The following is a 20,548-nucleotide window of genomic DNA, read 5'->3' as shown; positions in this document are numbered from 1 at the left end:
CCGCCCGGCACGGGCGGACCTGCTACCGCGCCGACAGGCGCAGCGGCATGTGCCGGTTCACGTCCTTGTAGAGCAGGTAGCGGAACCGCCCCGGCCCGCCAGCATAGCAGGCCTGCGGGCAGAAGGCGCGCAACCACATGTAGTCGCCCGCCTCAACCTCGACCCAGTCCTGGTTCAGCCGGTAGACCGCCTTGCCCTCCAGCACGTAGAGCCCGTGTTCCATCACGTGGGTCTCGGCAAAGGGAATGACCCCGCCGGGCTCGAAGGTGACGATGTTCACGTGCATGTCGTGGCGGATGTCGTCTGGCGCGACGAAGCGGGTCGTGGCCCAGCGGCCCTCGGTTCCCGGCATCGGGATCATCTCGCGCGCGCTCTCGTTGGTGACGAAGGCCTCCGGCGCCTCGATGCCGTCGACGGGCTGATAGGCCTTGCGGATCCAGTGGAACCGGGCCGCCGGGCCCGCATGGTTGGCAAGCTGCCAGTCGCTGCCCGCGGGCAGGTAGGCGTAGCCGCCGGGCTCCAAGACGTGGTCGTTCCCGGCAAGGGTCAGGGTCACCGCGCCGTCCACTATGAAGAGCACGCCCTCGGCCTCCGGGTCGGTCTCGGGACGGCGGCTGCCGCCCCCGGCGCTCACTTCCATGATGTAATGCGAGAAGGTTTCGGAAAAGCCGCTCAGCGGGCGGGCAATGACCCAGAGCCGGGTGTTCTCCCAATGCGGGAGGTAGCTCGTGGTGATGTCGCGCATGGTGCCCTTCGGGATCACGGCGTAGGCCTCGGTGAACATGGCCCGGTCGGTCAGGAGCTGGTCCTGTCCCGGGTGGCCGCCCATCCCGGTGTAGTAGCGTGGCGTCGACATTGGCGCGGTCTCCGATTTCCTGTTGCGCCATAGTTGGTGAAAACCGGGACGGAGGAAAGGGGAGGCCCGGGCACAGGACTGTTCCGGAAAATTTGAAATTGCCCGCCGATGGCCGGGGTGGGCCGTTGAACTCCGCGCCGCCTTGAACGAAACTGCGCGCAATTCGAAGACCGAGGAACCGCCCATGATCGACCTGCCCGACCCGCCATCCTTCGGACTCGCCGGGAAGACGGCGCTGGTCACCGGCGCGTCCTCGGGGATCGGGCAGGGCGCCGCCGTGGCCCTCGCGGCGGCAGGCGCGCATGTGGTTTGCGTGTCGCGCGGGGCCGACCGCCTGCAGCAGACGGTCGACGCGATGGCCGCGCGGGGCTGGTCCGCCGAGGCGCTGGCCCTCGACATCGCCGATCTCGACGCCATGACCGCCGCGCTCGAGGGGCGCGCCTTCGACGTGGTGGTGAACGCCGCCGGCACGACCTATCCGGCGCTTGCCGTGGACATGCCGGTGCCCGAGTTCGACCGCGTCATCGGCCTGAACCTGCGGGCCGCATATTACCTGTCGACGCTCACCGCGCGGGCCATGCTGGACGAGGGCCGCAAGGGCTCGATCATCCATATCTCCAGCCAGATGGGCCATGTCGGCGGGGTGGAACGCACCCTCTACTGCGCCTCCAAGTGGGGGCTCGAGGGGATGGTGAAGTCGATGGCGCTCGAATGGGCGCGGGCGGGCATCCGGGTGAACACCATCGCGCCGACGTTCATCCGCACACCGCTGACCGAGCCCACCTTCGCCCGCCCCGAACTGGTCGAATGGCTGGGCGAGAAGATCAAGCTCGGCCGCCCGGGCGAGGTGCAGGACATCATGGGCGCGGTGCTCTACCTCGCCACCCCGGCCTCGGCCCTCGTGACGGGCACCTCGCTGCTGGTCGATGGCGGCTGGACGGCGGACTGACGGGACCATGATGCAACGACTGATTTCCGCACTGCTCCTGCTGCTGCTCCCGGCCCTTGCCCAGGCGCAGGGCTGGCAATTGCAGACCCATGACGACGGCTCCTACTTCACCGGGGCCATCATCGCGCCCGAAGGGTCGCAGATGACCCTGCTCTGCGGCGAACGCTCGCCGCGCGGGATGTCGCCGCACACCACCGGCAACACCGAGCCCGACATCACCCCGACCGGGGCCTTCCGCCTCTACCTCAGCGAGGCCGATATCGGCGCCCCGGACCCGGAGCGCACCCCGCGTTCGGATGTGATGATCGTCGCGGGCAGCACCGGCTACAAGCTGCGCTCGGTCAAGTGGGACGAGCTGTTCGCGGTCTGGTACGTCGACCTCGTGGTCGACGACGCGCTGTTCTCGGCCATGTCCGCCGTGCCGGTGGTGGAGTTGCGCAGCGAGGCAGGCACCCGCCGCACGCCCGCCGCCGGGTTCGACCGGGCGGTGCGCCAGCTTGGCCAGTACTGCCGCTCCATGTTCCTCGCCATCGGCAAGTCCTGGGATGGTCGTCCCGATGTCACCGAGGGCGCCATGCGTCAGGCGGCCGAGGCGTCGATCGAGCTTGGTTGCAACGGACCCGCCGACCGCGAGCCGGGCTATCTTCAGACCGGCAACATCGACGGCGACGGGATCGAGGACGCCGTGCTCGACTGGTCGCGGGTCACCTGCCTCTCCGGTCCGCCAAGGCCCTATTGCGGAGCGTCGGAATGCACCGCCGGGGTGTTCCTCAGCGCACGCTACGTACTGCAGCCCGAGCCGATCGAGTTCCTTGCGATGGGCCCCAGCCTGCGGCCCCTGACCAACGGCAACATGGGCATCTCCTCGGCCGAACGGGCCACGGTCTGTCAGGAGCGCGGGCTCGGAGCCTGCGAGAGCATCCTCTATTGGAACGGCTACGACCTGCAGAAACTGCGCTAGGCCGCCGCCGTCACAGCGCCTCCAGCGCCTCGTTGCGCCGCAGATCGGCGGCGCAGAGCTGCAGGGTCTGCAGCATCCGGTCCTTGTCGGTCCCCCCGGCACCGCGCGCCACGTTGGCCCCCACCACCAGCCCGCGATGGCCGGGGCGGCTGACCGGAACCGCAAAGCCCACGATCCCGGCCTCGAACTCGCCGTCGGTCATGGCATAGCCGTCGGCCCGTGCCTGCCGGATGCTCTCCGTGATCTCCGCGGGGCTGGCCAGCGACAGGTCGGTATACCGCGGCGGCGGGGCCGCGCTGATCAGATCGGGCAGGGCCTCGTCCGCTTCGCAGGCCAGCAACATGCGGCCCAGGCTGGTGTGCAGCAGGGGCAGGCGGCTGCCCACGGTAAACCCGAAGGACACTGGCCGCCCGTGATGCAGTGTCGATTGCGCCAGTAACAGCACGTCCGATCCCTCGCGCAGCGCGAGGGTGATCTCGGTGCCCAGCGTCTCGGCGTGACCGTTCAGCACGGGCTGGACGTGCAGGCCGAACCGGTTCGCCTGCAGAAAGCCGCCCGCGATCAGCAGGACCTTGGGCGTCAGGCTGAAACCCCGCCCGTTCTGCTGGAGATAGCCAAGCTGCACCAGCGTCAGCGCCCCACGCCGCGCTGTGGCGCGGTCCTGTCCGGTGGCGCGGGCGAGTTCGGCAAGGGTCATCGAGTGGGTGCGCCCGTCGAAGGCGGCCAACACGGCCATGCCCTTCATCACCGTCAGCGAAACCGATTTCAGCGCGCTCTCGTCCTGGCTCATCGTCCCTCCCCGGTGACGCCGCAAAAATGAGCATGGCCCGGAGGGCGCTCATCGAAAGGTGAATATTCCCTCCGGCTCACTTGACAGATCCGAAAGATGTATCAGAAAGTATGTATATTGAACTTATGTTCGATAATCGCACAAACTGCAAGCAAAAAGATGTGCCTCTCCCCGGCACCCAACACTGGAGGTCCTCCCCTCATGCTCCAAAAGCTAGCTGCAGCCTGTGTCCTCGCCGCCGGTCTCTCGACCGGCGCGGCCCAGGCTGAAAATCTGCGCTATGCGCACTTCATGTCTGCCAACAGCTGGCAGAACCAGGAAATCTTCCTCGACTGGGCGGAGGCCGTGAAAGAGGCCTCTGGCGGCGAGTTGGACGTCACCGTCTTTCCCGCCCAGACGCTTGGCAAGGCCCCCGCAGGCTACGACAACGCGATGAACGGCATCGCCGACATCGCCTGGACCGTGCAGGGCTACACCGCGGGCCGCTTCCCGCTGAGCCAGATCATGGAACTGCCGGGCCTGTTCAAGACTGGTGCCGTCGGCTCCTGCGCCTTCCAGAAGCTCTATGACTCCGGTGCGCTCGACGAAGAATACAACGAAACCCACGTGCTCTTCGTCCACACCCACGATCCGGGCCAGTTGCACACCGCGAACAAGCCGGTTCACACGCTGGAGGACCTGAAGGGCCTCAAGCTCCGTCGCCCGACCCAGGTCGTCGGCAGCCTGCTGGAGGAACTGGGGGCGGAACCCGTCGGGATGCCCGCACCCAACACCTATGAATCGCTCCAGCGCGGCACCATCGACGGCTACATGCTGCCGTGGGAATCGGTCGAGAGCTTCCGTCTCGCCGAGCTGACCAAGTACCACACCAAGTTCGGCTTCTACGCGCTGGCCTTCGTCTCGACCATGAACAAGGCCAAGTACGAGGCCCTGTCGCCCGAGGCCAAGAAGGCCGTCGACGACAACTCGGGCATGAAGTGGGCCGTCATCGCGGGCAGCGGCTACGACAAGGCAGGCGCCAAGGTGCTGGCCGAGCGCGAAGCCGATCCCGAGGTCGAGGTCTACACCCTGACCGACGAGGAACGCGCCCGCTGGGAAGAAGCCGCGCAGCGCGCCAGCGACGCCTACGTCACGTCGCTCGACGACCAGGGCCTGCCGGGCACCGCCACCTACGAGGCGGTCAAGGGCTACGTCTCCGAATGCGAAGCTGAACTCTGACAACCCCGCCCCGGCCCCCGCGCCGGGGCCCCGACACCACAAGACCCCACCCCGGCCCCCGAGCCGGGGCCCCGACACCAAAAGACCATAAGCAAGGCCAGGATTGCCCCAGCCATGATCAAACTGATTTCCGCCCTCGCGGATATCGCCCGCAGATGCAGCGAGGCTGTCGCCATCCTCGCCGTCGCCCTGATGCTCGGGGTCGTCGCCTTCAATGTCATCGCACGGATGGTGTTCGACGCCACCGGCACGGCGGTCAACTTCATGATCCCCGGCGCGATCGAGATCGCGTCCTATTCCCTGCTGATCCTTACCATGCCCGCCATCGCGGCCTCGCTGCGCGACGGGATGATCTCGGTCGACATCCTCGTCACCCGGCTTCCCGTATCCATCCAGCGTCTCGCCACGCGCTTCTGGTTCCTCGTCCTGGGCGCCACGGCCCTGACGCTGGCCTGGCTGTTCTGGCACGAGATGCAGGCGACGCAGGCCCGCGGGGACGCCACGCAGGACATGAACCTGCCCCTCTACATCTTCTACGCCGCCGTGGCGGTCGAAACGGTCCTGCTGGCAATCGTCTGCCTCGGCGAGGCGCTGACCCACGGCGCACCCAAACCCGACCACGGCGAGGGCCACCTGTCATGAGCTTTCTCGTCATCGGATACATCGCCGTCGCCGGCCTCTTCGCCGCCGTCTTGCTGGGCTGCCCCGTCGGCCTCGCCATGCTGCTGGCCGGGTTCTTCGGCTTCGCCGGGATGATCGGCCTCAATCCGGCACTCAGCGTGCTGCAGACCGCGACCTTCGAGACTGCCTCGAACTACTCCTTCACGCTGGTTCCGCTGTTCCTGCTGATGGGCAACCTGATCTCCGCCTCGGGCGTCGCCCGCGACCTGTTTGAGGGCGCACAGCGCCTGACGCGCGGTTGGTCCGGCGGGCTCGCCGCCGCCGGGGTCACCGCCAGCGCGGTCTTCTCCACCGTCTCCGGCTCTTCGCTCGCGACCGCCTCAACCATGACCCGCGTGGCGCTGCCGGAGATGCAGAAACACGGCTACGATCCGCGCCTCTCCACCGGTTCGCTGGCTGCGGGTGGAACCCTCGGCATCCTGATCCCGCCCTCCATCGCGCTGCTGCTCTATGCGCTGATCACCGAACAATCGGTGGGCGACATGTTCCTCGCGGGCATCCTGCCCGGCATCCTCGCCTATGCGCTCTACGTGCTGACCATCATCTTCATGGCCCGCATCTGGAAGGGCGCACCCGATACCGTCGCCTATGCGGAAACCACCGGCGGCGCGCTGCGCACGCTGCAACTCTTCGCGCCCGCGCTGGTGCTCTTCGGGCTGGTCATGGGCGGCCTCTACGGTGGCTTCTTCACCCCGACCGAGGCGGGCGGGGCAGGGGCCGCGCTCGCCCTGATCTTCGCGCTGTTCCGTGGTCTGCGCTGGAAACAACTGATCGAGGTCGCGCGAGAGACCATCGCCGCGACCGGCGCGATCTTCCTGATCCTGATCGGCGCCGAGGTCTTCGGCTTCGTGCTCTCCACCTCGCAGATCTCCTTCGCCATGGTCGACTTCGTGACGGTGAACCAGTTCACGCCCTGGCAGGTCATGGGTCTGATCCTGCTGTTCTACGTGATCATGGGCTGCTTCATGGAAAGCCTCGCCATGATCCTTCTGACCGTGCCGATCTTCTTTCCCGTCATCATGGCCAACGGGTTCGACCCGGTCTGGTTCGGCGTCATCGCCGTGGTGACGGTCGAGCTCGGCCTGATCACCCCGCCGATGGGAATGAACCTGTTCATGGTCAAGGGCCAGGCCCGCGATCTCAGCATGGGCACGATCATGACCGGGGTGCTACCCTTCGTGGCGATCGACCTCGTGCGTCTCGCCATATTGCTGGCGGTGCCCGCCATCACGCTGTTTCTGCCGGGGAGGATGTAGGGAGGCCCGGCTCCCGGTGCCGCAAGGCGCCGCAACACTTAGACTGATGAGGATTTCGACATGATCAGCCAGGAAATGAACGACAGCCTGACCCTCGTGGGCCCGGGCACCGATGCCGGTTCGGTACTGCGCTACTACTGGCAGCCCGCCGCCCTCAGCGACGAGTTGATGACCGCCCGCCCCGTGGTGCCCGTGCGCCTGCTGGGCGAGGATCTCGTGCTGTTCCGCGACGAGCAGGGAGAGCTGGGCCTGATCCAGCGCCACTGCCCGCACCGCGGCGCCGACATGTGCTTTGGCCGACTTGAAGACAACGGGCTGCGCTGCCCGTTCCACGGCTGGCACTTTGACCGGTCCGGCCAGTGCGTCGAGCAGCCGGGCGAGCCCGCAGGCTCCAAGATGCACGAGCAGATCAAGGCACGCTCCTACCCGGTGGTGGAAAAGAACGGCATCATCTGGGCCTACATGGGTCCGGGCGAGGCGCCGGAATTCCCCATGTTCGACTGCTTCCGCGCGCCCGACACCCACGTCTTCGCCTTCAAGGGCCTGTGGGAATGCAACTGGCTGCAGGCGCTCGAGGTCGGCATCGACCCGGCGCACGCCTCCTTCCTGCACCGCTTCCTCGAAGACGAGGACCCGGCCGACAGCTATGGCAAGCAGTTCCGCGACAAGGCCGCGAACACCGAGATCCCGATGACCAAGCTGCTGCGCGACTACCCGCGCCCGGACATCCAGGTCGAGGACACCGACTATGGCCTGCGCCTGACCGCGCTGCGCCACATGGACGGCGGCCTGACCCATGTGCGCGTCACCAACCAGATCTTCCCCGAGGCGATCTGCATCCCGATGAGCCGCGAGATGACAATCACCCAGTGGCACGTTCCGGTAGATGACAAGACTTGCTACTGGTATTCGATGTTTACGAGCTTCGACAAACCCGTGGACAAGGTGAAGATGCGCGAACAGCGGCTCAAGGAACACCGCCTGCCGGACTATGCCCCGCTCAAGAACAAGCGGAACAACTACGGCTACGACCCCGAAGAGCAGGGGACCCAGACCTACACCGGCATGGGCATGGACATCAACGTGCACGACCAGTGGGCGGTGGAGTCGATGGGCGGCATTCAGGACCGCACCGACGAACACCTCGGCAAGACCGACGTGGGCATCATCCGCAACCGTCGCAAGCTGCGCGCCGCCATCGCCTCGGTCAAGGAAGGCAAGATCGAGGAGCTGCCGATGTGGAACGGGGTCAAGCCCTCCGAGATCACCGGCCCGGTCTCCAATGACTCGATCACCGAGGACAAGGACTGGTTCGCCTCGGCCAAGGCCAGCGACAAGGTCCGCCGCGACGCCTGCCCGTGGGATGCGAATGTCTGACCTCAGGAACGGCGCTCTGGCCCGGATGGGCTGCCTCGACGCGGCGGCGCTTGCCGCCGCCGAGGAACTGGTCGCCCGCGTCGCCAACAGTGGTGTCGAGACCGTGCGGCTGCTGTTCGCCGATCAGCACGGCATCCTGCGCGGCAAGACCATCGTCGCCAGCGCTCTTGCCTCCGCCTTCAAGAGCGGGGTGGGGGTGCCCTCGACCCTGCTGCTGAAGGACACGTCGCACCGGACCGTCTTTCCGGTCTGGTCCGACGATCCGGGCGTGAAGGGGCCGCTGCGCGGCGCCAACGATGTCCTGATGGTGCCCGACGCGACCACCTACAAGGTTCTGCCGTGGTCGCCGCACTCGGCCTGGCTGCTCTGTGACGTGGTGTTCCGCGACGGCACGCCGATCCCTTTCGCCTCGCGCACCGTGCTGAAGACGGCGGTCGATGCGCTGGCGGCAAAGGGCATGCAGGCCTGCATGGGGCTGGAGGTGGAATTCCACGTCTTCGAACGCCTCGACCCCAGCCTCGGCCATGCGCAGTCCACCATGCCGGGCGCTCCGGTGGTCACCCGTGGGCTGACGCAGGGCTACCAGTACCTGACCGAGACCCGCTACGGCGAGGCCGAGCACGTGCTCGACCGCATCCGCCGCATGGCGCAGGGGCTCGGGATGCCGGTCCGCTCGGTCGAGATCGAAATGGGGCCAAGCCAGTTCGAACTGACCTTCGAGCCGGGCGGCCCGATGGAACATGCCGCCACGATGGTCATGTTTCGGACCATGGTGAAAGAGGTCTGCGCCGCCGAGGGGCTGCACGCCAGCTTCATGGCCAAACCCCGGCTCGAGAACATCTCGGCGAACGGCTGGCACGTGCACCAGTCGATCCAGGACATGACGGGGGCCAACCTCTTCGTGCCCGGCGACGACGGCGCGATCTCGGCCACGGCCAGCGGATGGATCGCCGGCCTGCTGGATCACGCGGCGGAATCGAGCCTCCTGCTGGCGCCCACCATCAACGGCTACAAGCGCTACCAGCCGTTCCAACTGGCACCCAACCGCATCGCCTGGGGCGAGGACAACCGGGGCGCCATGCTCCGCGCGCTGATGGCACCGGGCGACGCGGCGAGCCGGGTCGAGAACCGCGCGCCCGACAGCACGGCGAACCCCTACTATGCCTTCGCCGCGCAGCTGATCTCGGGGCTGGCCGGGATCGAGGCGGGCAAGTCTGCACCACCGCCCACCACCTCGCCCTACGATCCGGGCGCGGCGCCGCTGCCGACCACCCTTGCCGAGGCCATCGCCGCCTTCGAGGGTTCGGCCCTTTACCGCCGGGTGCTGGGGGACGGTTTCGTCGACTACCTCGTTCACATCAAGCGCGCGGAATGGGCAAGGTATCTCGGAACTGTGTCCGAATGGGAGCAGGCGGAATATTTCAACCTCTATTGAGCCCCCGTGAGGGCGCTTCGGAGGCTGGCCGCTTGACCTCGGGCCAGATCGCTACAGTATATACATTGTAGTTACAAATTCAGCGGGGCCGGTTCGTCCGGCCCCGCCAGGACAGGCACCCCGGGAAACGGGGGCGGAGGTCAAGGCGTGCAGTCGGTATCGGTTGTTCTTCAGCTCGCGGGCGCGGTTGCCCTGCTTCTTTTCGGTCTGCGTCTCGTGCGCGACGGCGCGACCGAGGCTTTCGGAATGCGGCTCAAGATGGCGCTCGGGCTCGGCACCCGGACCGGGCCGCGCGCCTTCGTCTCCGGGCTGCTTGCCACCCTCGGACTGCAATCCTCCACCGCCACCGCCCTGATGACCGCCTCTTTCGTCGAGCGTGACGTGATCACCGGACGCAAGGCGCAGATCGTACTGCTGGGCGCCAACGTCGGAACGGCGCTGACCGCATGGATCGTCTCCGCCGGGCTCGAAGCTCTGGTGCCCTTTCTGCTGCTCACGGGCTACGTGCTGCGCCGGCAGGTCCGGGTGGCCTATTCCGGTGCGGGCCTCGCACTCATGGGGATCGGCCTCATGCTGCTCTCCCTGACGCTGCTGGGGCAGGCGACCGCCCCGCTGCGCGGGTCCGAGGCGATGGCGGCCTTCCTGTCCCTGCTGAACAACGCCTGGCCCGTGGCGATGCTCTTCGCCGCCGCGCTGGCCGCGCTCTGCTCCTCCTCGCTGGCCGTGGTCATGCTGATCCTGACGCTCGGCATGGAGCCCGGGCTGACCGTGGCTCTGGTGCTGGGTGCCAACCTTGGCGGCGCGTTGCCCCCGGTGCTGGCGACCCTGCGCTCGGACCCCTCGGCGCGCCGCGTTACCGTCGGCAACCTGATCGTGCGCAGCGTCGGCTGCCTCGTCATGCTGCCCCTCGCGGGGTTCGCAGGGCAGGCGGTGAGCCAACTGCCGCTGCCGCCCACCGGGCTGGCGGTCGAGGTGCACCTTGCCTTCAACCTGCTGCTCGCCGTGGCGATCTGGCCGTTCTCCGGCGTGATCTCGCGCGTGGTCGAGTGGATGCTGCCCGACGCCGAGAAGATGGAAGAGGCCGGGACCCAGTGGCTCGACGAGGAGGCGCTGGAGACCCCCGCGCTCGCCCTTGCCGGGGCCAGCCGCGAGGCGCTGGCGATCGGCGACATCGTCGAGCGGATGATGGTCCAGACCCATACCGCCTTCCGCAAGAACGACGCGGCCCCGCTGGCCGAGGTCTCAGTGCTGGAAGACCGCGTCGACCGGCTCCAGCAGGAGGTCAAGGTCTACCTCTCGCGGCTGGGCCGAGAGGCGGGCGAGGCCGACCGCCGCCGTGCGATCAACATCCTTGACTACGTGATCAACCTCGAACACGTCGGCGACATCATCGACAAGGGGCTCGGCCCCGAGGTGCGCAAGAAGATCGGCCTCGGCCTGCGCTTCTCCGAGGAGGGCTACCGCGAGCTCAGCGGGATGTTCGTCATGACGCTGGAGAACATCAAGGTCGCGCAGACCATCTTCATGACCGGCGACCGCGACCTCGCCAAGCAGCTGATGGAGGTCAAGGTCGACATCCGCAAGATGGAGCGCCAGTCGGCCCAGCGGCATTTCATGCGCCTGCAGGACGGCGACGCCGCCAGCCTCCAGACGTCCTCGCTGCACCTCGACATGCTGCGCGATCTCAAGCGGGTCAACGCCCATGTGGTCTCGGTCGCGCACCCGATCCTCGACGAGGAGGGGCTGCTGGTCGAAAGCCGTCTCAAGGCGGTCTGACCGTCAGATCAGACCGCCAAGGATCACGACGCCCCAGAGGATCAGCACGACGCCCGCGACGCGGGAGGCTGTTTCCCCCCACGGGCTGAGCCGTTCGAGGGCAACAAAAGCCGCGAGGCCGACGATCCAGATGAGGTTCATGATACCGCCGACGAAGAGCAGGGCCATCAGGAACCAGCAGCAGGCAAGGCAGTAGGTGCCGTGCTCCAGCCCCATCAGGAAGGCGCCCCGAACGCCGGGTTTTCGGCGCTCCGTCAGGAATTTGATCGGCGCGCGGCAATGGGCAAGGCACGCGGCCTTGAGCGAACTGAACTGGAAGACGCCGGTCACGATCAGCAGGAGGCCCCCGGGCACCGTGTCGATCAGCGTCATCATCGTGGCCGAAACCACCCCGGCCGCTTCCAGCGCCCACTGCACCGACGCCGCGACAAGGCTGAAGCCCGCCCAGGCCACGAGGTAGCCCGCAAGAAAGACCGAGCAGAGCTCGGCCACGCGATCCGCGTCCTCCGTATGCCGCAGCATCGCGGCATTCAGCAGCACGGTGGGCGCGACGCTGGGCAGCATCATGGCGATCATCATCACCCACCACATCAGAAAGACGAGGAGTGCGTGGGACGCGCTCCAGTCACCGGGCGCACGCACCCCCGGCATGTCGCGCATGTCGCGCATCGCCGTCATCTCCAGCGCCGACATGTCCATGCCGACGCCGAAGACCGTGTAAAGACCCGCGAGCAGGAACAGCGCGCAGATCATCAGGACCAGCAGATGCCTGTCGCGCCTCAGCAGGCGCTCGGTCACACTCAGTTGTGTCATGACATCCTGCGGCTCAGGCCGCGGCCTCGAGGACGCCGGTTCCGGTGATGTGCAGGGCGCAGAAATGGGCGTGGCTGCCCTCGGTCCCGGTCAGGTTGATTGCTCCCTTGGTCCGGGTGGTTGCCTTGCCAACCTCGGCCACGCGGTACTCGAACCCGTGGGGCAAGTCGATCCTGGCCCTGTGCTCGGCCCCCGTGACCGGGTTTTTCAGCGGCTCCCAGACGGTGTCGAAGACGCCCGCCACGCTCGCCTTGCCGGTCCGCGCCTCGTAATCCATCTCGATCTCGATGGGTTTGTAGAGCGTCTCCAGCTTGTTCGGGCTCATCGCGGAATAGACCCACCAGAAGGTGGCCATGTCCTCGGTGTCCTGACCGGTCACGATCTTCTCGAGCGCGGCCCGCTGTGCCGGGGTGGCGCTTTCGTCGATGATCGTCTGCATGGTGCCATTGCCCTCGTGCACCGCACCCGGCCATTGATAGACCTGCGCCACCTTGGTGCCCGACAGGTCGACGTCCCCGTGTTTTCCCGACTCGATGATAAAGGCCACTGCCGCCTCGCATTTGCCCTTCGTCGGCAGTGGCATGAACTGACACGGACAACCCGTGGCGCAGTTACAGTTAGCTAACTCGTACCCGTGAATTTCCCAAGGTGTCATCTCGACGCCTCCCCCGAAAAAAATTTACGTGAAAAATTGGCTAGATCTGCAACATATCACGTTTTTGCTATCTTTTCAGCCGCGATGTTTCCGGTACCCGTCCGTCGGGCCTGTCCGGTGGCGCGGACAGGAGGGAAACGGCCCGGCGCTGCATGAGAAAATGGCGCGTTTCAAAGCGATTGGCGGGTCCTTGCCACAAATTCGGGCTTGTTGATTGATCCTCGGGCCGGCTTTACCCATGCTCCCCCTAGCCAGTCCCGCAACAAGAGTACCGATCGCCAACCGATGACCGCCTCCGCGCTTTCCTTCAGCCAGAAGCTCTCGGCCCTGCTGCGCAGCATCTACCCGGATATCGACCCCGACATCCTCGCCTCCCACGTGGTCGAGGCGTTCTGGCCCGAGGGCAGCCACCGCCGCAAACGCTCGCGCACGCCCGGGAACCGGCTCTGGTCGGAACACGATGCGCTGCTGATCACCTACGGCAACACGCTGATCGACGGGAAGCACAAGCCGTTGGACCTGTTGCACGACTTTCTCGTCTCGCGGCTGAAGGGCGTGGTGAACGGGGTGCACATCCTGCCGTTCTTTCCCTTCACCTCCGACGACGGCTTCGCGGTCACCGACTTTCGCGCCGTGAACAGTGAACTGGGGGAATGGGCCGACATCAACCGCATCGGGAGCGAGTTTCACCTGATGTCGGACCTCGTGCTCAACCATGTCTCGAGCCAGGGCCCGTGGTTCAACGCTTACCGGCAAGGCATCGCGCCCTACGACAGGTTCTTCTTCGAGGCCTCGCCCGACGATGACCTGAGCGAGGTGGTCCGCCCGCGCACCACGCCACTGTTGCAGGAGGTCGAGACGGTGCAGGGCCCGCGTCACGTGTGGTGCACCTTCAGCCACGACCAGATCGACGTGGACTTCCGCAACCCCGAGGTGCTGCTGGAGTTCCTGCGCATCATACGGCTGCACATCGACAACGGCGTGCGGATCGTCCGGCTGGATGCGGTGGCCTTCATCTGGAAGGAGGTCGGCACCAAGTCGATCCACCTGCCGCAGACCCATGCCATCGTGCGGCTGATCCGGCTGCTCTGCGATTTCGCGACCGAGCCGGTGATTCTGCTGACCGAGACCAACGTGCCCAAGGCCGAGAACCTCTCCTACTTCGGCAACCGCAACGAGGCGCACGCGGTCTACAACTTCCCACTGCCGCCGCTGATCCTGCACGCCATGATGTCGGGCAGCGCGCGTTACCTGAACCGCTGGCAGGCGGGGATGCCGCCCGCGCAACTGGGCTGCGCCTATCTGAACTTCACCGCCAGCCACGACGGCATCGGGATGCGCCCCGCCGAGGGCGTGCTGCCGGAGGACGAGAAGCAGAAGGTCATCGACACGGTGCTGTCGCAGGGTGGGCTGGTGTCGATGCGGGCGCTGCCGGATGGGGGTCAATCACCCTACGAGTTGAACACCACCTTCTACGACGCGCTCGGCGCGACCTTCAAAGGGCAGGATGACCTGCATTTCGAGCGCTTCATGTGTTCGCAGACCATCGTCATGTCGCTGGAAGGGATCCCGGCCTTCTACATCCACTCGCTGCTGGCCACGCCGAACGACCACGAGGCGGTGGAACGGCGGGGGATGAACCGCGCGATCAACCGGCACCGCTGGGACTACCCGACGCTGCTGGACCAGCTCGACAACCCGGAATCGCCCCACGCCCGGGTCCTGAACGCGCTGTCGGCGCGGCTGCGCCTGCGGTCACGGCAGACCGCGTTTCATCCCAACGCGACGCAGTTCACCCTCGCCCTCGACGAGCGGGTATTCGGTATCTGGCGCCAGAGCCTCGACCGCGACCAGTCTATCTTTGCCCTTCACAACGTCAGCGACGAGGAGGTCCGCATCGCGCCCTCGTCGATCAACCTGATCGAGGACGAGAACTGGGTCGATATCCTCTCGGGCGAGGCGGTGGAGGCGCTGGGCGAGGAGATGGTGCTGGCCCCCTACCAGTGCCGCTGGATCACCAACCGCTAGGCGCGGCCCCGTTAACCCTTTGTTTGCCGTTTCGCGCGCGAAACATTTTTCGGGCAAGTATCTGGAAACAAAGGGGCGTTAACCACTTGTTAGCCTTGCCTCGTGTCGTCTGCCCAGCCGCATTGCCCGCATGAGACAGCCTTCTCAACGGCCTCGCCGTGGTTCATAAGGAGCCATCGCCTCCATCTGTGTCAGAGCCATGATCGACCTGCTTCTCTTCGCCCCGGCCTGTTTTGCGCTGAACCTCGCCTTCGGGCCGAACAACCTGCTGGCGATGACGCATGGCGCGCAGAGCGGGGTCCGTTTCGCGCTGGCCGCCAGCACCGCGCGCCTTGCCGCCTTCGTCCCGATGATCGCGGCGAGCGCGCTCGGGCTCGGCGTCCTGCTCTCGGCCTCGGCCACGGTCTTCGGTGTGGTCAAGATCATCGGCGCGGCCTACCTGATCTGGCTGGGGATCAAGCTGCTGCGCACCCCCGCCGCCACCGGCGCCTCGGTATCCCAGCGCGGCGCGGTGCCCTTGGCCCAGGCATTCCGGCGCGAAGGTCTGGCCGCCCTCGGCAATCCCAAGGCCATCCTGATCTTCGCCGCCTTCTTCCCCCAGTTCGTCGTCGCCGACCATTACTGGCTCAGCTACGCGCAGCTTGGCGGGATCTTCCTGCTGCTGGAAGTGGTCGCGATCGCGGTCTACGCGACGGCGGGCCGTTTCGCGGCCGCATTCGCCGCGACGCGCCTGCATTGGTTCCAGCGCCTGTCGGGCGCGGGCATGGTGGTGTTTGGCGTCCTGCTCCTGCTGGCCCGTCAGCCGGGGCGCGGCGCGGCCTGACCCCCCGGGATCGGCCGGAACCTGTCACATTTGTAACCTTGCCGACGACGGATGGTAATCGCCCCGTGTTTCGTAGAGGCTTGGACGTATTATATGAAGCCTTGCGCCGATGGCGTGCAGGCTTGCGAGGTTGGGATGAAACTACTGGTCGTAGAGGATGACGAGACCACCGGGAACTACATCGCCCGGGGCCTGCGCGAGGAAGGTCAGAGCGTCGACCTCGTCGCCGACGGGCGCGAGGGCCTGATCCAGGCGACGACGGGCAACTACGACGTCATGATCGTGGACCGGATGCTGCCCGAGATCGACGGCATGACGCTGGTCAAGACGTTGCGCGGCGCGGGCAACCGGACGCCGGTGCTGTTCCTGACCTCGCTCGGCAGCGTGGACGACCGGATCGACGGGCTGAATGCCGGGGGGGACGACTACCTCGTCAAGCCCTTCGCATTCGGCGAACTCTCGGCCCGGGTCGCGGCCCTGTCGCGCCGCCCGCAGGCGATGGAGCGCGAGAGCGTGCTGCGCGCCGGCGATCTCGAGATGGACCTGATCGCGCGCCGGGTCACACGGGCAGGGCAGACGCTGGACCTGCTGCCGCGCGAGTTCTCGATCCTCGAGCACCTGCTGCGCCGCAAGGGCCGGGTGCAGACCCGCACCATGCTGCTGGAAGCGATCTGGGACATCAGCTTTGACCCCGGCACCAACGTGGTCGAGACCCACATCAGCCGTCTGCGCGCCAAGGTGGATCGTCCCTTCGACACCGAGCTGATCAAGACGGTGCGTGGCGCGGGCTACCGGATCGACGCGTGAGGAGCCGTCTGCGCAGCCTGATCCGCTCGATGCCCCTGCGGCTTGCGCTTGGGCTGGTCGCGGTCTTTGCGATGGTCAGCCTGCTCAGTTTCGGCGCCAGCTACGTGGTCACCCAACGCTCGATGGAACAGCAGATGCGCGAGGATCTCGTGCAGGACATCGCCGGGTTCCGCGCCGCCCCCAGCGCGGCGGCCGTGGCGACGCTGGTGCGGGCCGAGGCCGAGAGCACCGATCCGGAGCGCATGGTGCTGAGCTACTTTGCGCCCAACGGGCGGCACTTCGGGAATGCCGCAATCGCGCGGGACAACGAAGGGTACCACGTCGTCTCCGTCGCGCAGAACGGCAAGACAGTCGAGGGACGCTACCTTGCTCTTACCACCGGTCTCTACGGCGGCCAGCTGACCATCGCCCGCAGCCGCAGTGAGATCGAGGCGCTGCGCCGGGTGTTCCTGAACATCCTCGTCATCAGCCTCGTGCCGACCTTCCTGATCGCGCTGTCGGGGGCCGTCTACATCGCCTCGCGCAGCGCGGGGCATGTCGACCGGGTCGGACGCACGCTCGACCGGCTGACCACGGGCAACCTCGGCGCGCGGGTCCAGCCCGAGCGCGGCTGGTCCGACGACCTTGCCCAGATTGGTGCCAAGATCGACCAGATGGCGGAGGCGCAGGAGGCTTCGGTCGCCTCGCTGCGACAGGTCTCGTCCGATATCGCCCATGACCTGAAGACACCGATCCAGCGGGTCGCGGTCCACCTCGACGAGCTGTCGCGCAACCCGAGCCTCGACGGCGAGGCGCGCGACCTCGTGGACCGGGCGACGGACGAGCTGGACCGGATCGTGGCGGTGTTCCACGCGCTGCTGCAGATCGCGCAGATCGAGGCGGGCACGCCCCGCTCGCAATTCGCGCCGGTCGACCTTGCCGCGCTGATCGAGACCTGTGTCGAGCTCTACGAGCCGATGGCGGGCGAAACCGGCCACCAGCTGGTCGCGGTGCCCCGGGAGGGCCCGGTCGCGATGGTCGAGGGAGAGCGCAACCTGCTGCTGCAACTGCTGGCGAACCTTGTCGAGAACGCCCTGCGCCACACGCCGGACGGCACCCGCATCGCGATTGCCCTACGGCAGGAGGGCGGGCGGGTCGTGCTCGACGTGGCGGACGATGGCCCCGGCATCCCCGAAGAGGAACGCGACAAGGTGCTGCGCCGCCTCTACCGGCTGGACCGCAGCCGCGGCACGCCCGGTTCGGGGCTGGGTCTGAACTTTGTCTCGGTGGTCGCGCGGCTGCACGAGGCGCGGCTTGTGCTGGGCGATGCCGCGCCGGGCCTGCGGGTCTCGCTGGTGTTTCCGGCCGGGGCGACCCGCGACAAGCCTGCCGAAACGGCAGAGGCGCGGTGACGTGCGGGCGCATGTCCCGCCTCCGATTGCAAATCCCGTATCGCGGTTCTAGGTTCGGGGACATCCCGGCGGGGCGGGACCATCCATCCTGCCGATCTTTCCGAACACAGGAGCCGGCGCGATGAACGAACACCCGTTGTGGACATATGTCGAGGACGCAAAGGACCGGTTCAAGGCGCTGAGCGACAAGGTCTGGGCCACCCCCGAGACCTGCTATGCCGAAAAGGCGAGCGCCGCCGCGCACCTTGAGGAACTGACCTTTCAGGGTTTCCGCGTGACCGAGAACCTTGCCAACATCCCGACCGCGGTGATGGGCGAGGCGGGCGAGGGTGGTCCGGTGATCGCCTTCCTTGGCGAGTACGACGCGCTGGCGGGCATGAGCCAGGAGGCCGACGTCTTCGAGAAGGCGCCGCTGGTTGCCGGGGCGAACGGGCACGGCTGCGGGCACAACCTGCTGGGCTCGGCCGCGCTGCTGGCGGCGACGGCGGTCAAGAACTGGCTGGAAGAAACCGGAACGCCGGGTCGGGTGCGCTATTACGGCTGCCCCGCGGAAGAGGGCGGCGCGGCCAAGGCATTCATGGTGCGCGACGGTGCCTTCGATGACGTCGATATCGCCATCACGTGGCACCCGGGCAGCATTCCGGGGGTGCTGAAGGGCAGTTCGCTGTCGAATGCGCGGGTCGACTTCACCTTCGAGGGCAAGGCCTCGCACGCGGCAGGCGCGCCGCACCTCGGCCGCAGCGCGCTCGACGGTGTCGAACTGATGAGCGTCGGCATCAACTACCTGCGCGAACACATGCCCGACGAGGCGCGGATTCACTACGCCATCATCGACGGCGGCGGCATCTCACCCAACGTGGTGCAGGCCCATGCCAAGGTGCGCTATGTGGTCCGCGCGGCGACGGCACCGGAAATGCTGGCGCTGCTGGCCCGCGTGCGCAAGGTCGCCAAGGGCGCGGCGATGATGACCGAGACCGAGGTGTCGGACGAGGTCCTCGCCGCCGTGTCGAACCTGATCTACAACGCCCCGCTGGGCGAGGCGATGCAGCGCAACCTCGAACAGCTCGGGCCGCCGCCGTTTTCGGACGTCGACCGGGCCTATGCGGCGCGGTTCCAGGCCACGCTGAGCGAGGACGACATCCTTGCCGCCTACAAGTCGATGGGCCTCGTCGAGGAAAGCCGCAAGCCGCTGGCCGATTTCGTGGTGCCCGCCGACGCCCCGGTGGTGCCGATGGGCGGCTCGACCGACGTGTCGGACGTCAGCTGGGTGGTGCCGACGATCCAGCTCTGGGGCGCGACCCATGCCATCGGGACGCAGCTGCACAGCTGGCAGGTGGTTGCACAGGGCAAGAGCCAGCCGGCGATCAAGGGTATGGTGCACGCGGCGGCGGTCATGGCCGCGACCGGGGCCGACGCGATGCGCGACCCGGACCTGCGGGCGCGGGCCAAGGAAGACCTTGCGCGCCGGACCGGGCCCGCGGGATACGTCTGCCCGCTGCCGGAAAGCGCCGAGCCGCCGATTGCCGCGATGGCCTGATCGCCCTCCGGCGCTCCCGTTGAAACGCCCCGCGGCGCAGTCCTGCGCCGCCACTGCCACTGTCGAGTGAACCCGAATGCCCCTGACCAACGCCGCCGCCAAGATCCATGATGCGCTGACCTTTCCGATTGCCGAGGTGCCCGAATACGGCGCGGTGCAGGAGATCGCGCCGGGCATCCTCTGGTTCCGCATCCCGCTGCCGTTTCAGCTGGATCACGTGAACATCTACCTCATCGAGGACGGCGACGGCTGGGCGGTGGTCGATACCGGGATCAAGACGAAGAAGGCCATCGACATGTGGGAGACCCTGTTCGACGGGGCTCTCAAGGGCTTCAAGCTGACCAAGGTGATCGTGACCCATCACCACCCCGACCACATCGGGTTGGCCGGTTACCTCTGCGAAAAGAGCGGTGCGCCGCTGCTGACCAGCCAGACCGCCTATATGTCGAGCCGGGTGATCTCGCTCGCGCCGCAGGACTTCGGCTCGCGCTACTACTTCGATTTCTACCGCAGCCACGGGATGAGCGAGGAGGCCGCCGGCCTCGTCGCGATCCAGGGCAACGAGTATCTCAAGCTGGTCGACAACCTGCCGCCGACCTTCCTGCGCCTGCTGCTGGGCGACCAGCTGACCATCGGCAAGCGGCAGTTCCGCGTCTTTACCGGTGACGGACACGCGCCCGAGCAGATCATGCTCTACAGCGAGGCCGACAAGCTGCTGTTCGCCGCCGATCAGGTGCTCGAGAAGATCTCGCCCAACGTCAGCGTCTGGGCGGGCGAGCCGAACGGCGATCCGCTGGGTCACTTCCTGCGCACCCTGCGTTACCTGCGCGCCGAGATTCCCGATGACGTTCTGGTTCTGCCGGGGCACCGTCGGCCGTTTCATGGGCTGCACCACCGCTGCGAGGAACTGGAGGCGCATCACGAGGAGCGCTGCGACCGCATCCGCGCGGCCTGCGCCGAGAAGCCCCATTCCATCGCCGAGCTGGTGCCGATCCTGTTCACCCGGCCGCTCGACCCGCACCAGATGAGCTTTGCCTTCACCGAGACGCTGGCGCATGCCAACCGACTGATCCGGCGCGGCGAGATCGAGGAGATCGAGCGCGAGGGCAAGAAGTTCTGCCAGGCCGTGGCCTGAGGGCGAGGCGCCACGCGGCAGGGCGGCCACAGCGGGCCCCTAAACGCGCGGGCCGTGGGC

The 20,548-nt window shown here is 67.0% G+C and carries 18 protein-coding genes; 14 read left to right on the top strand and 4 right to left on the bottom strand.

Annotated features, from left to right (window positions below; all coding sequences use genetic code 11):
- Positions 1–22 precede the first annotated feature (22 nt).
- A complete protein-coding gene (locus DDT93_RS15575) occupies positions 23–856 on the bottom strand; it encodes a bifunctional allantoicase/(S)-ureidoglycine aminohydrolase (RefSeq protein WP_109466766.1) in 834 nt (277 codons plus the stop codon).
- Between the two features lie 184 nt (positions 857–1,040).
- On the opposite strand from DDT93_RS15575, the gene DDT93_RS15570 reads away from it, so the two are divergent.
- Both DDT93_RS15570 and DDT93_RS15565 read left to right on the top strand, forming a co-directional pair.
- Positions 1,041–1,805 carry an SDR family NAD(P)-dependent oxidoreductase gene (locus DDT93_RS15570; protein WP_109466765.1) on the top strand — a complete coding sequence of 255 codons (765 nt, stop codon included), beginning with the start codon at positions 1,041–1,043 and terminating at the stop codon, positions 1,803–1,805.
- Positions 1,806–1,815: 10 nt separating this feature from the next.
- Positions 1,816–2,766, top strand: coding sequence for a hypothetical protein (locus DDT93_RS15565; RefSeq protein ID WP_157960191.1), 951 nt, complete (start codon positions 1,816–1,818; stop codon positions 2,764–2,766).
- 10 nt (positions 2,767–2,776) lie between these two features.
- Here DDT93_RS15565 and DDT93_RS15560 read toward each other — a convergent pair whose 3' ends face one another.
- The gene (locus DDT93_RS15560; protein WP_109466763.1) at positions 2,777–3,556 is read right to left on the bottom strand and encodes an IclR family transcriptional regulator domain-containing protein; all 780 of its coding nucleotides are present in this window, start codon (positions 3,554–3,556) and stop codon (positions 2,777–2,779) included.
- A gap of 201 nt (positions 3,557–3,757) precedes the next feature.
- Between DDT93_RS15560 and DDT93_RS15555 the strand changes: the two genes are divergently transcribed.
- From DDT93_RS15555 to DDT93_RS15530, 6 genes are all read left to right on the top strand, one after another.
- A complete protein-coding gene (locus DDT93_RS15555; protein ID WP_157960190.1) occupies positions 3,758–4,774 on the top strand; it encodes a TRAP transporter substrate-binding protein in 1,017 nt (338 codons plus the stop codon).
- A 114-nt stretch (positions 4,775–4,888) separates the two neighbouring features.
- Positions 4,889–5,416 carry a TRAP transporter small permease gene (locus tag DDT93_RS15550; RefSeq protein ID WP_109466761.1) on the top strand — a complete coding sequence of 176 codons (528 nt, stop codon included), beginning with the start codon at positions 4,889–4,891 and terminating at the stop codon, positions 5,414–5,416.
- Positions 5,413–6,711 (top strand): TRAP transporter large permease, encoded by a 1,299-nt coding sequence (locus tag DDT93_RS15545; protein WP_109466760.1) that lies wholly within the window; start codon positions 5,413–5,415, stop codon positions 6,709–6,711. Before DDT93_RS15550 ends, DDT93_RS15545 begins: the two co-directional genes overlap by 4 nt.
- 60 nt (positions 6,712–6,771) lie before the next feature.
- Positions 6,772–8,088 carry an aromatic ring-hydroxylating dioxygenase subunit alpha gene (locus DDT93_RS15540; RefSeq protein WP_109466759.1) on the top strand — a complete coding sequence of 439 codons (1,317 nt, stop codon included), beginning with the start codon at positions 6,772–6,774 and terminating at the stop codon, positions 8,086–8,088.
- Entirely contained in the window at positions 8,081–9,523 is a 1,443-nt protein-coding gene (locus tag DDT93_RS15535; RefSeq protein WP_109466758.1) for a glutamine synthetase family protein, read from the top strand. Before DDT93_RS15540 ends, DDT93_RS15535 begins: the two co-directional genes overlap by 8 nt.
- Before the next feature lie 147 nt (positions 9,524–9,670).
- A complete protein-coding gene (locus DDT93_RS15530; RefSeq protein WP_109466757.1) occupies positions 9,671–11,299 on the top strand; it encodes a Na/Pi cotransporter family protein in 1,629 nt (542 codons plus the stop codon).
- Between the two features lie 3 nt (positions 11,300–11,302).
- Here the strand turns inward: DDT93_RS15530 and DDT93_RS15525 are convergent, their stop codons facing one another.
- Positions 11,303–12,112 (bottom strand): DUF2182 domain-containing protein, encoded by an 810-nt coding sequence (locus DDT93_RS15525; RefSeq protein WP_109466756.1) that lies wholly within the window; start codon positions 12,110–12,112, stop codon positions 11,303–11,305.
- A gap of 13 nt (positions 12,113–12,125) precedes the next feature.
- On the bottom strand, positions 12,126–12,767 hold the full coding sequence (locus DDT93_RS15520) for a DUF1326 domain-containing protein (protein WP_109466755.1): 642 nt from the start codon (positions 12,765–12,767) through the stop codon (positions 12,126–12,128).
- A 285-nt stretch (positions 12,768–13,052) separates the two neighbouring features.
- On the opposite strand from DDT93_RS15520, the gene DDT93_RS15515 reads away from it, so the two are divergent.
- From DDT93_RS15515 to DDT93_RS15490, 6 genes are all read left to right on the top strand, one after another.
- On the top strand, positions 13,053–14,795 hold the full coding sequence (locus DDT93_RS15515; protein ID WP_109466754.1) for a sugar phosphorylase: 1,743 nt from the start codon (positions 13,053–13,055) through the stop codon (positions 14,793–14,795).
- A 199-nt stretch (positions 14,796–14,994) separates the two neighbouring features.
- Positions 14,995–15,618 carry a LysE family translocator gene (locus DDT93_RS15510; RefSeq protein ID WP_109466753.1) on the top strand — a complete coding sequence of 208 codons (624 nt, stop codon included), beginning with the start codon at positions 14,995–14,997 and terminating at the stop codon, positions 15,616–15,618.
- 135 nt (positions 15,619–15,753) lie between these two features.
- Positions 15,754–16,425, top strand: coding sequence for a winged helix-turn-helix domain-containing protein (locus DDT93_RS15505; RefSeq protein ID WP_109466752.1), 672 nt, complete (start codon positions 15,754–15,756; stop codon positions 16,423–16,425).
- Entirely contained in the window at positions 16,422–17,816 is a 1,395-nt protein-coding gene (locus tag DDT93_RS15500) for a sensor histidine kinase (protein WP_109466751.1), read from the top strand. Before DDT93_RS15505 ends, DDT93_RS15500 begins: the two co-directional genes overlap by 4 nt.
- 121 nt (positions 17,817–17,937) lie before the next feature.
- The gene (locus DDT93_RS15495) at positions 17,938–19,353 is read left to right on the top strand and encodes an amidohydrolase (protein WP_109466750.1); all 1,416 of its coding nucleotides are present in this window, start codon (positions 17,938–17,940) and stop codon (positions 19,351–19,353) included.
- Positions 19,354–19,429: 76 nt separating this feature from the next.
- Positions 19,430–20,488, top strand: a complete 1,059-nt coding sequence (locus DDT93_RS15490; protein ID WP_109466749.1) for an MBL fold metallo-hydrolase — start codon at positions 19,430–19,432, stop codon at positions 20,486–20,488.
- Positions 20,489–20,548 lie beyond the last annotated feature (60 nt).

The organism is Albibacillus kandeliae, assembly GCF_003116585.1.
Taxonomy (GTDB): Bacteria; Pseudomonadota; Alphaproteobacteria; order Rhodobacterales; family Rhodobacteraceae; genus Albibacillus; species Albibacillus kandeliae.
The sequence above is the reverse complement of the archived record's forward strand: the minus strand, read 5'-3'. Positions and strand labels throughout refer to the sequence as shown.